The organism is Flavobacterium sp. T50_26 (assembly GCF_057652995.1).
Map to the genome: position 1 here is coordinate 22,994 of NZ_JBYFCC010000017.1, position 11,968 is coordinate 34,961.

Consider the following 11,968-nt stretch of genomic DNA (forward strand, 5'->3'; position numbering starts at 1 on the left):
AATGCCAATACCTAACAATATAAAACGGGAGCATATTTTTCAAGCCATGCTTAAAATAGAAAGGGAAGGAATACCTCCAAGAAGAGGTGCAAGAGAATGGGCAATTAATTATGAAGGAACTATTTACCCTTGTAAACTATTAATTTCATGGGGAAACTTATATGCTAATGGGGTAGAACTTGACCCAAACCCAAGTAATTTCACAACTTATGATGCACAAGAATACTTAATACAGAAACAATTTAATACTATACAAATATAATATGGAGTTAGTACCACTTCCGCATTTTTTTAATAATAAAATTTATACAATTCCTGACTACCAAAGGGGATATAGTTGGCAATCAAAAAACGTGTTGGATTTATTGATAGATGTTTCTAATGCTATTCAACTCAATAAGCCCCATTACATGGGAACTATTAATATTCATCCTCAAGCAGATAAAATAAAAGTTGGAGTAAATAATTTCACCAATTATCATGTAGTAGATGGTCAACAACGATTTACTACTTTAATATTAATTTTATCATATCTTTTAAAAGAGCTAACTAAACATGAAAGTACCAAAGATGATGCTTTAGATAAAATTAGAATGTATTTAAAAAATAAAGACAGTTATATTTTTAGATATGCAATTGATAAAATTAGTGATGATTATTTTAGATCAGTTATCTTAGAATTAGAGAAAAAATCCTCTCTAGATGAAAATATCTATACAAGAAATCTAAATAATGCAAAATCCACAATTATTGAGTTTTTTAAAGATAAAAAGGATTTAGATTCATTACTAAATTATTTAAATGCAATAGAAGAAAAACTTGTTTTTAATGAATTTGTATTAGTTGATGGAACAGAAATTGGAGTTGTTTTTGAAACTATGAATAATAGAGGTATTGTTTTATCAAATTTAGAAATTGTTAAAAATAGATTATTATATCTTACCTCAAAAGTTCCATCAACAGATGAAACAAAATCTGAATTATTAGAGTTAAGCAAATTAATAAATACGAAATGGAGTCACATTCTTAAAAACCTGACATTGCCGAATGTTGTGTTAAATGAAAACACTTTTTTAGCTAATCATTGGATTATATACAAAGGATGGAAAAAAGACAATAATACTAAAATTGAAATATTAGATGATTATTTCACCATTAGTGAAATGATTAAGAATCCAAATTTAATGGCGTCTGAAATCAGAAAATATATTCATTCACTTGCTGAAACATCTTTAATATGGAGACATTTAAACTATCCTGAAGAGGCCAATTCTTTTTCTCAAATTGGAGATAATAATGTTAAACAAAAATTAGTAGTCATTTTAATGAAGCTAAATAGAATTAGTAATAGTACGATTCGACCAATGATACTTTCATTTTTTCCGCTTTTAGAAACAAAACCAGAATTTGTACTAGAATTATGTGAATTAGCTGAAATTTATTCATTTAGATTATTTTCAATGAATAAAAAACGTTCTGATACTGGTAAAAACGACATTTTTAGAATATGTAATATATTTCACAAAAACTATTTAGACAGTCATCATCAAAAGATTGCATTATACTACTTAGCATGGTATATTGATGTTCATGGTGATGAGAGAAGGTTTCAATTAGAAAAGGATGAATTATTTGTGTCTACTAAAAAAAGCGGTTTTTATAGCTGGTCTGGATTATCATATTTTTTATATGAATATGAAGAACATTTAAGAAAAAATCAATCATTGAAAGTTGAATATAACTTTGCCAATCAAACAGTAAAAAGTATTGAACACATTTTACCCCAATCTCCAACAAATAGTTACTGGAAAGAAGCAATAAAAGAAATTCCTAAAAATGAAATAAAAAATTATATGCATAGTTTAGGTAACCTTTTATTAATTTCTTCAGATAAAAATAGTCAATTAAAAAACTATGAATATCCAATTAAAAGAGATAGTTATAAAGTAGGTTCTTATAGTGAAAATAAGGTTTCAAAATCTTATGATAACTTTGGTAAAATACAAATTGAAGAAAGAGAAATGGAGTTATATAAATTTCTTAAATCACGATGGAGGATTAATGAGTTATTTTTAAAAAAATATCCTCACCCTGGTGGTAATGAATATGAGTTTGAAGATAATACAATAGAAACAATAGAAGAAATAATTGATTTTGAATAAACTATGAGCATAGAAAACACCAACACTTCCAGTATCGTCTCCAAAGTATGGGCTTTTTGCCAAACCCTTCGTGATGATGGCGTGGGTTATGGCGATTATTTGGAACAACTCACCTATTTGTTGTTCCTTAAAATGGCCGATGAATACACCAAACCGCCACACAATAGAACGATGCCCATCCCGAGTGAGTTTGCTTGGGAAACCTTAACCAGTAAAAGCGGTAGTGAGTTGGAGTTGCATTACAACACCATGCTACGAGAGCTGGCTAAAGAAAAAGGTATTTTGGGGCAAATCTTTGTGAAGAGCCAAAACAAAATACAAGACCCGGCAAAGCTGTATAAACTCATTGCCCTCATCAATGCCGAAAACTGGATTTTGATGGGCGTCAAAGACAAAGGCGACATCTATGAAGGTATTTTAGAGAAAAACGCAGAAGACACCAAGAGTGGAGCCGGACAGTACTTTACCCCTCGCCCGTTAATCAAAGCGATGGTAGAATGTTTACGTCCCGAACCGATGAAAACCATTGCCGATCCGGCATGTGGAACAGGCGGTTTCTTTTTGGCGGCGTATGACTGGATTGTAGCCAATCGAGAACTGGACAAAGAAGCTCGTCAATTCCTGAAATATGAAACCTTCTTTGGCAATGAAATTGTGGCGAGTACACGACGCTTGGCGTTGATGAATTTGTTTTTGCATAACATTGGGGATATTGATTCGGATAATTTTATTTCACCTAATGATTCGTTGATTACCGATTCAGGCACACGGTATGATTACATTTTAGCCAATCCGCCTTTTGGTAAAAAGAGCAGTATGACCTTTACCAACGCCGAAGGTGAACAGGAAAAAGAAGACTTGACCTATAACCGTCAGGATTTTTGGGTGACCACCAGCAACAAACAATTGAACTTTGTGCAACACATTCGCACGATGCTCAAAACCACAGGACAAGCTGCCGTTGTATTGCCGGATAATGTATTGTTTGAAGGTGGTGTGGGTGAAACCGTTCGTAAAAAATTATTGGAAACCACCAATTTGCATACGATTTTGCGTTTGCCAACCGGTATTTTCTATGCCAATGGTGTAAAAGCAAATGTATTGTTCTTTGATGGAAAACCTTCCAGTAAAGAACCGTGGACAAAGGAAGTTTGGGTGTATGATTACCGAACGAATATTCACCACACGTTGAAAAAGAATCCGTTGAAGTTGGAAGACTTGCGGGATTTTATCACTTTGTACCAATCCGAAAACATCCACAAACGAACCGAAACCTATCATCCTGAAACCAATCCGGAAGGTCGTTGGAGAAAATTTACGTACGATGAAATCATTGCAAGAGATAAAACCAGTTTGGATATCACTTGGCTAAAAGATAAATCATTAGCTGATTTGGACAACCTTCCTGACCCTGATGTTTTGGCTGTTGATATTATTGAAAATATTGAAGCGGGATTGGAAAGTTTTAGAGCGGTGTTGAATGGGTTGAAGTAAAATGAGAAAGTGATCGATTATTTATTTTCTCATACTTTTTCCCTTAATTTCTATAAAATTAAAAGCTTCATACAAACGGTCGTAAACCTGTCCTTCATATCTATAAAAACTTTCGATAGCTTGATTCATATCATCAGGATGTTCAGGGTCATAGTTACAAATTATTATTGTTCTGAAATTTCTTTTTTCACAACGTTTGTAAATTATTTCTTTTAGTAAATCAATTATTCCATATTTTGACGCTTTACGTTCATTTTTAACATCATCAAATATCCGATAACTTTTGCTGTATTTGTCAATAACATCTATCCGAGAATCAGAACCACCACATTCAAATTCCTCAACTATATCTTGTGTATTGTGCATCCTGATTGGATATTGGTTGAAGTTTAAACTTATATTTTTTATGATTTCAGTAAATGTTTTTAAAATTGAAGTTTTGCCAACTCCAAAACCACCAACGATTATTAAACCTTTGTCCAATGAGATATCAACGTCTTTAATGCGATAGAGTAGAGGTGAAGTTATAAAATCTTTAGATTTGGTAAAATAATCAAATAATGTAGAAACTAGTTCAAGTGACTCATTTATTTCTACAAATTCTTTTTTATAAAGCATGATGTACTGAAGCTTGAAAATTTCCAAAAATTTTTCTAGGTTCAAATTTCTGTCAAAAAGAGGGAAGTTCACTTTTTGTGCAGGTAGATTTTTTTGTGTTTTTAGTTGCTCTAGATACTTCTTAATTTGGTTATTATTTTCCATCCGGTCTGTTTTTATTAATTTTTCTTGTTACTACTGATTTTGAAAATGAATTCGAGAAATTCACCCATTTTTTTAGTTTATACTCTAAATTCCAGTATTTTTCATTCTGAAATTTCAGCCGCCCAGTTTGCTTATTTTCTTGACTCCAATAATTATAGAAGGAATCCAAATGATCTTGTGAAAATGAATTTGAAAATTTAGAAATTTCTGTTTTAAAAATATTTTTACTTTTTTCAATTTCTTCTTCTTTTTTTTCTTTATTCGTTGTGTCGGTTTGATTTTGGATTGTTTTTGGGTTGGTGGTTATTTGATTTTCAATTTGATGTTCATTTTGTTTCTGTTTTTTAAATGGTTCTTTCTTGTAAACGTCAGACTCGGTTAGCTTTATTGTAGTAAATTTGTTAGTGGTCTCTACTTTTATATAGCCAGATTCTTCTAGTTTTTTCAATGCGTTTTTTACTTTGAACTTTGAGAGGTTCAATGCATTACATAGCTTTTCAGTAGAAGTCACAAATTCACCGATATCTATGGTTATACCTTGCCATTTTTTTATGGTATAGTTTGATTTTAGTAATAAGTGAAAAAAAACTCGTGACACATCAGGATGTTCATACCACTCCCAATCAAGAATAGTTCTCGGCACTATAATAAAGCCTAGTTCAGTATTAGTTTCCATAACTATCTCTTTTCTAAATAAACTAAGTGTTTCATCTGCATATCAAAAAAGGGGTGCTCTCCTAAATTATTTGGCGGAACATTGAGAATGGGAAAATAACGGCTAATGATTGACTCTTTCAGTTCTCTAATATCTTTTTTTGTTGCAGGTTTGTTTTGTTCACTAGTAAATAGATTCTCAGCTATTTTTACAATTGCAGCTCCAGCCACAGCATTTCCAACCCCGGGAATACTCATTTTTTCAATCTTTACCGGTGCTGATTTTTTTTCAACTTGTGGAACGTTTGATCCAAGTTTAGGGTTTCTTATTTGAAAAGCTCTCGTTCTGCAACTGTTGCTGCAATATTTTTGTTTCTTGCGTCTTTTCGGTATATATGTTTTACCACAATACAGACATGTGTAATGATATGTATCCATTATCGTAAATTTTTCGATAGTTTTACGTTAAAACAGAGGTTTTTTAGCTAAGTAGTCATTCACCTTAGTATCTAAATCGGAATTAGATTGACTTTTTCCGTCTTGCAACCAGTTTAGAATATCTAGTTTAGAAAATTTTAGCATACGACCTTTTTTTATAAAAGGAATAGTTTTGCGATGGACGTGGCCGTAGATCGTAGCCTTAGTTAATCCGATTAGTTGGGATAGTGCATTGATGTTTAAGAATTCGTCTTCTTTAGTTGCATTTGAAGTTAGCTGCAACTCATTTTTGATGTTCTTTGTAATTAGCTCTGCAAGTACTTTTATTCCTTCGTCAGAGAGTAAATAAATTTGTTGACTCATTATTTTAAATTTTAAATATTGAGTCAAAAGTATATTTTAATCTTTAGCAAAATTTTGCTTTTAGAAAGGGTTTAGAAAGGGTTTAGAAAGTTAAATTTATAATAATCAAAGTGTTATATATTGAAGATTGCAAAAAGTATTTTGTTTATTGATTTAATTTTGATTAAAACTTTTCTTTATCTTAAATCTTTTATATACTTCTCTACTTCAGGAATCTTAAAATCTTTTATTTTTTTTAATGTGGAATCCAGTAATTCTCTTTTATTCTTAGTATTAGTAAAATAGTCTAATCCTTTATTGATATTACTGTAAAATTTTGTTGTATATTTTTCTTGAAATATGTTTGAATCTTTTAAACCTTGACAGATTAGTACTGTCCTTAAAAACTCTGCAAGGTTAATTGTTTTTTTCTCGTATTTGAATTTATCAATAACGCTGTACAATGAATGCAAGATCAACAATTTTTCATCTTCATCTAAAATACTGATTTTATAAGCGAGTTCTTTTTCATAATCTGATTCCTTTATATCATTCTCGTTAATAGTATTTAATTGTGATGCATTTTTATTCATAATATTTGTTTGTTCCTTTATAGATTCGTATTTATATGGATATACAATTTTGTCATAGTAAACGTAAATATCAGTTTGTTCTAAGACTTCGCTGTATTCTTTAATCTCAAATTTTGAGTAATCTTTTGATTTATGAATTAAATCAAATAATTTGTAGTTGTTCGAAAGCAAACGATATATTTCAGTCTTCGCTTCATATTTTGCTATTTCTTTAATCAAGTCTTCAAAAGTACAATCTACTAACTCTTTGTTTTTATTGAATATTGGTAGTACTTTTAATTCAAAAGCTTTATTTATTTTATTATCTATTATTTTTCTCCTACCTCGCACAAATTCTACGTATAAATCCTCGTATATTCCTACTTTATTGAATTTTTCCTCTTCATTTTCTAACGAGTGTTCGTCGGTAATATTTTTATAGTTTTCAGAAAAATAATAATTCAAATTTTCTTCGTTTGTTAAAACTGCTTTGATGTTATTTTCAACGTCAATATGAGCTTTTGAGTAAGCATCATTATAAATTTTTTCATATTCCATCTAAATCTAATTTTATTCGGTTAGCAGCTTCAATTTTATTTTTGTCCAATACTTTGGTGTAAATCTGTGTGGTAGAAACATTTTTATGTCCTAACAATTTTGATACAGTATAAATATCACTACCATTGGCCAGTTGCAAGGTGGCGTAGGTGTGTCTAAAGTTATGAAAAGAAATCTTTTTATTGATGCTTGCAATTTCTAACCATTCTTTTAACGGTCTGGTTATTTGCGAGTATTCTATATCTCCAAAAATTAAACCTTTGGTTGTATTTTGTGACTTTAAAATATTGTAGGCCGTTTCAGAGATCGGGTGGTTGTGAATAGAATTAGTTTTCTTTTCCCGTAATTGCATATAATGTCCTTGGTGTTGATCGTTATAAATTTTACTCCAGTCAAGGTTTTTAATGTCGACAAAACGTAATCCGGTTAAAGCAGAAAAAAGAGCCATGTGTTTTACCTTGACATTTTTGATATCCGTTTTCCATAAGTGTATTAATTCTTCTTCGGTTAGATATTCACGGTGAGTTTCTTGCTCCTTAATATAATCGGCATCTTCGGCAAGATTTTTTTCAATGAAATTCTCTTTGTAGGCTTGTTTCAATACATACAGAAAATGTTTGAAATAAGTGGCCGCAGTATTTTGTGTGAGCTTTTTTGGTTTCTCGGAATTTCGTGTCGTATTGACATTTAGTAAATAACTTCGATAACGGTTGACAAACTGAATGTCCAAATTACTAGTCATGATCAAATTACTGCAAAAATTTGAGAAGTGATTCAACGATGCCTTCCAAGCTTGGTAATTGGATTTACTTCCTTTGTTATAATAGTCATCAACAATACGTTGGTAAAAACCGACAAAGTCAATACTTAAATTTACATTATCCTTAAAGCCAAATTCTTTATTACGCAACTGAACTTCTCTTTTCGAACGTATCCCATTGGCAAAAGCGAGCGTTTCCGTATTATGTTTTTTTTCCTCTTGATTTTTTGGATTTTTAAAAGTATGAAGTTCTAAAAATTCACGCCTTGTAGTTTTCCCAGTTTTAGGATCAATAATAGGAGGGTAGTAATCTAGGTACAAACTGATTTTATCAGTTTTCAGCGGTTTTTCTCGAAGCGTTACTTTAGTCATGTTTTACAAAAATTGAATCAATATCGGCTTTTTTTACTAGTACAAATTTTCCGTAATGCTTTTTTGGAATTTCAAGCCTATTTATTAGATTGTAAAGAGCGGAGGTTGAAATATTATATTTCTCGGAGGCCTCATTAATAGAATAGGAGTTTTCCGTTGTGATCATGTTTTTTAAATGATCTTTATTAATATCAATATTATTCATACTTAAATCGAAATAAAAATCAATATCCTTTCTACGTATTAGTGTTTTTCGAACACCGAAATTATAGGCATTGATTTCTTTGTTCTCAACTAATCTATAAATTGTTCTCAATGACATGCTTAAAATAAAGGCAGCTTCTTTGACTGTTAAAAAATCCTTTTTATTTATTTCAGTAATATCATTGATTTTGAACTTAATTGCTGTTTCAACAACGGAGACCTTCTTTTGCTTTGCTAAAATTTTATAATGCTTTCGATTGCAATCTAAGGAACAATAACGAGTTTTTGTGGTTTTTGCAAAAAATTCATTTTTGCAGTGTTCGCACCGTTTTTTTATACTCAGATTTGAACTCATAATTTTGTGTTTTTGAGGTATGTTTTCTCCACTAGCTTAAAATGGGCTAAAATGGATTGTATTATTTAAGTGGAAATAAGTGCCAAAATTTCATTGACTTTTCAAATGTAATCAAAAAAATTTTTTCGAGGTACAAGGGAGGTACAAATAATTCCAAAACAGCGAATAATATTTAAAAAATGACAAAACTAATAAACATAAAAAAACCCACGTTTTGCGTGGGTTTTGTTTGTGTTTTTAATGAATTTTAAGTGGTGATTTTGGTCATTTATTTCCCAATACAAAAATTAGCAAAAATATTCCCCAACAATTCATCATTGGTCACTTCACCCGTAATCTCACCAAAGTGAAACAACGCCTCTCGAATGTCAATTGCCATTAGATCGGAAGATAAATTACTCTCCAATCCCCATTTCACCTTCTGAATTTCTTCCAAGGCTTTCAACAAAGAATCATAATGACGAGAGTTTGTTACAATCGTTTCATTATTCCGTAAAGCTCCTGTGTTTACAAAAGATAAAAGCGTTTGCTTGAGTTCTTCAATACCAATATTTTGTTTAGCAGAAATGAAAAGTGTTTGCTGTTGTCCGTTGTCTGTTGTCAGTTCCTTTTCCAACAAAGCCAGAATTTCAGTTAAAAGGAGGTCTTTTTTATTTATAATGGTAAGCAATGTTTTATGAGGATATTTGTTTTTAATCTGTTCAATATCACTTTTCAACTTTTCAACCGACAACTGAGAACCGACAACCGACAACTGAGAACTGTCAACCAAGTAAACAACCACCTGAGCCTGTTCAATCTTCTCAAATGTTTTTTTAATCCCAATACTTTCCACATGGTCGGTAGTTTCGCGAATTCCGGCTGTGTCAATAAATCTAAAACCAATGCCTTCAATCACCAATTCATCTTCAATCGTGTCGCGAGTCGTACCGGCAATATCAGAAACAATCGCTCGTTCCTCATTTAATAACGCATTGAGTAGTGTAGACTTACCTACATTTGGTTCGCCCACAATCGCAATCGGAATACCGTTTTTAATAACGTTACCCACCGCAAACGAGTCGATCAAACGTTTCAACACAAACTCAATTCGGTTTAAAAGTTCATTAAACTGTGTTCGGTCTGCAAATTCAACATCTTCTTCGGCAAAATCTAATTCTAATTCAATCAACGAAGCAAAGTTTAGAAGTTCTTGTCTAAGTTGAGCAATTTCATTGCTAAATCCACCTCGCATTTGTTGCATTGCAATTTGATGCGAAGCTTCGTTATCAGAAGCAATTAAATCCGCCACAGCTTCAGCTTGCGACAAATCTAACTTTCCATTCAAAAAAGCACGAAGTGTAAACTCACCCGGCTGAGCCATTTTAGCTCCCATTCGCAACAAAAGCTGAATAATCTGTTGCTGTATAAACGTAGAGCCGTGACAGGATAGTTCAACCACATCCTCACCCGTATAAGAATTCGGGTTTTTAAAAATAGAGAGCAATACTTGGTCATAGGTTTTCCCATTGTCCACAATATGACCCAAATGAATCGTATGTGTTTTCTGTTTAGTCAAATCCTTGCCAGAAACCGATACAAAAACTTTAGCAGCTATCACAATGGCTTCTTTTCCCGAAAGCCGAATAATAGCAATCGCTCCAGCACCAGATGGCGTTGCCAAAGCAACAATAGTTTCACTCGAAATCATAACAATCTATTTTTGGCAAAATTAAGCATTTTTTTCGGTTGTCGGTTATCTGAAACCCGAAACCCGAAACCTTAAACCCGAAACCTGAAACCCGAAGCCTGAAACCTGAAACCCGAAACCCGAAACCTGAAACCCACAACCCACAACCCGCAAACTTCCTTCAATCTTAATAAAATGTTATAACTGACAATTATCAGTTCAAATTAAAATCATAATGACTAACTTTACTTTAAGATAATAATGGAAGATGGAGTTCTTCCCGAAAACCAACAACCGAAAACCAACAACCGACAACGGATAACCGACAACCGAATAAACTAAATATTATGAAACGCATACTTTTCCCAACCGATTTTTCTGAAGCATCTAACAACGCTTTTGTCTATGCCTTAAAATTGGCAGATGCCATGAAAGCAGAGTTAATTACCCTTCACGCATACGAGCTCCCTCAATTGCACATGGGCGGCATGCCAAATACGCTCAAAGATGTTTATGACAGCATCGAATTAGAAAACTTTGAAAACTTCAAAGACCAAATTCCTTTGCTCCGCGACATAGCCGAAAGATATAATTTAGGACATGTAAAAATAAGCAACATTCTAAAACATGGCGACCTAATTTGGACCATCAAAAAAGTATCCAAAGAAGAAAACATCGACTATGTTGTAATGGGAACAAAAGGAGCATCCGGACTCAAAGAAACCTTTCTAGGTTCCAATACTGGAACAGTTATAACCGAATTAGAAGCTTTTGTAATTGGCGTTCCCGAACATTCCGAATATGCCGGAATCCAGAACATTGTTTTCACCACAAGATTCCGTGAAAAAGACTTAAAAGCACTTAAAAAAGTAATTAATTTGGCTAAACTTTTCGATGCAAAAGTGCATTGTCTTTACATAAAAACTAAAAAAACCGACGTTAATCAGGTTGTTATCGAAGACTGGAAGTTCCTTTTTAAAGATGAAAATATAGTTTTCCATATCTTCGAAGACGAAAATGTTGAGCAAACCATACTCAATTTTGTAGATACCTATAATGTTGATATGCTAGCCATGCTCAACTATAAACGAGGCTTTTTCGAAGAACTATTCAAACAAAGTCTAACACAAAAATTATCCTATCATGTTCAAGTGCCGTTGTTGGCCATTCATGAAAGTCGAATAGAGTAGGGCGTTCGGGCGGGCTTTCCGTTCCAACTCCTCACGGCTAGACCTATTTTTTATCGGGTTTTGTTGGGCTTCCGTTGGTCGCCCACAAAACCCGTAAAAAATTAGGCCTATCCGTTGCGGGGTTTCCACTTCAATCCCTAACGCAAATTCAGTGTAATTTAGCAGTTTTCAGTCGCAGTCCCAGTTATTAGTCCCAGTTTCCCGCAATCTTGTCATCCTGACGAAGGAAGGATCTCATAATAGAAAGTACATTAAATTCTACTTCACCTCTTTTTGGTTCCAAACCCTCAACTTTCAACCCGCAACCCTAAACTTTGTGCCTTACTTTCTTTGTGGCAAAAAAAGTCTCAGTCCCAGTTTTCATTCGCAGTTTCCCGCAATCTTGTCATCCTGACGAAGGAAGGATCTCATAATAGAAACTACATTAAATTCTACT

At 32.6% G+C, this 11,968-nt stretch carries 12 protein-coding genes; 4 read left to right on the forward strand and 8 right to left on the reverse strand.

Annotation, left to right across the window (positions count from 1 at the left end; genetic code table 11):
• Position 1 precedes the first annotated feature (1 nt).
• Genes AC23MC_RS11125 through AC23MC_RS11135 form a run of 3 tightly spaced genes read left to right on the forward strand, consistent with a single transcriptional unit; the run spans position 2 to position 3,656 of the window.
• Complete coding sequence (locus AC23MC_RS11125; protein WP_487568476.1) at positions 2-262, forward strand: hypothetical protein; 261 nt, start codon at positions 2-4, stop codon at positions 260-262.
• 1 nt (position 263) lies between these two features.
• Positions 264-2,162, forward strand: coding sequence for a DUF262 domain-containing protein (locus AC23MC_RS11130; RefSeq protein WP_487568475.1), 1,899 nt, complete (start codon positions 264-266; stop codon positions 2,160-2,162).
• Between the two features lie 3 nt (positions 2,163-2,165).
• Complete coding sequence (locus AC23MC_RS11135) at positions 2,166-3,656, forward strand: class I SAM-dependent DNA methyltransferase (RefSeq protein ID WP_487568474.1); 1,491 nt, start codon at positions 2,166-2,168, stop codon at positions 3,654-3,656.
• A gap of 21 nt (positions 3,657-3,677) precedes the next feature.
• Here AC23MC_RS11135 and AC23MC_RS11140 read toward each other — a convergent pair whose 3' ends face one another.
• The 8 genes from AC23MC_RS11140 to mnmE form a co-directional block, all read right to left on the reverse strand.
• A complete protein-coding gene (locus tag AC23MC_RS11140) occupies positions 3,678-4,418 on the reverse strand; it encodes an ATP-binding protein (protein ID WP_487568473.1) in 741 nt (246 codons plus the stop codon).
• Entirely contained in the window at positions 4,408-5,094 is a 687-nt protein-coding gene (locus tag AC23MC_RS11145; RefSeq protein ID WP_487568472.1) for a hypothetical protein, read from the reverse strand. Before AC23MC_RS11145 ends, AC23MC_RS11140 begins: the two co-directional genes overlap by 11 nt.
• Before the next feature lie 2 nt (positions 5,095-5,096).
• Complete coding sequence (locus tag AC23MC_RS11150) at positions 5,097-5,510, reverse strand: hypothetical protein (protein ID WP_487568471.1); 414 nt, start codon at positions 5,508-5,510, stop codon at positions 5,097-5,099.
• A 27-nt stretch (positions 5,511-5,537) separates the two neighbouring features.
• The gene (locus AC23MC_RS11155; protein ID WP_487568470.1) at positions 5,538-5,873 is read right to left on the reverse strand and encodes a helix-turn-helix domain-containing protein; all 336 of its coding nucleotides are present in this window, start codon (positions 5,871-5,873) and stop codon (positions 5,538-5,540) included.
• 176 nt (positions 5,874-6,049) lie between these two features.
• Positions 6,050-6,982: a hypothetical protein gene (locus AC23MC_RS11160; protein WP_487568469.1), complete on the reverse strand. Its 933-nt coding sequence runs from the start codon at positions 6,980-6,982 to the stop codon at positions 6,050-6,052.
• Positions 6,972-8,114 carry a tyrosine-type recombinase/integrase gene (locus AC23MC_RS11165; protein ID WP_487568468.1) on the reverse strand — a complete coding sequence of 381 codons (1,143 nt, stop codon included), beginning with the start codon at positions 8,112-8,114 and terminating at the stop codon, positions 6,972-6,974. Before AC23MC_RS11165 ends, AC23MC_RS11160 begins: the two co-directional genes overlap by 11 nt.
• On the reverse strand, positions 8,107-8,673 hold the full coding sequence (locus tag AC23MC_RS11170; RefSeq protein WP_487568467.1) for a helix-turn-helix domain-containing protein: 567 nt from the start codon (positions 8,671-8,673) through the stop codon (positions 8,107-8,109). Before AC23MC_RS11170 ends, AC23MC_RS11165 begins: the two co-directional genes overlap by 8 nt.
• Positions 8,674-8,941: 268 nt before the next feature.
• The gene (gene mnmE / locus AC23MC_RS11175) at positions 8,942-10,363 is read right to left on the reverse strand and encodes a tRNA uridine-5-carboxymethylaminomethyl(34) synthesis GTPase MnmE (protein ID WP_487568466.1); all 1,422 of its coding nucleotides are present in this window, start codon (positions 10,361-10,363) and stop codon (positions 8,942-8,944) included.
• Between the two features lie 326 nt (positions 10,364-10,689).
• On the opposite strand from mnmE, the gene AC23MC_RS11180 reads away from it, so the two are divergent.
• Positions 10,690-11,532, forward strand: coding sequence for a universal stress protein (locus tag AC23MC_RS11180; RefSeq protein ID WP_487568465.1), 843 nt, complete (start codon positions 10,690-10,692; stop codon positions 11,530-11,532).
• Positions 11,533-11,968 lie beyond the last annotated feature (436 nt).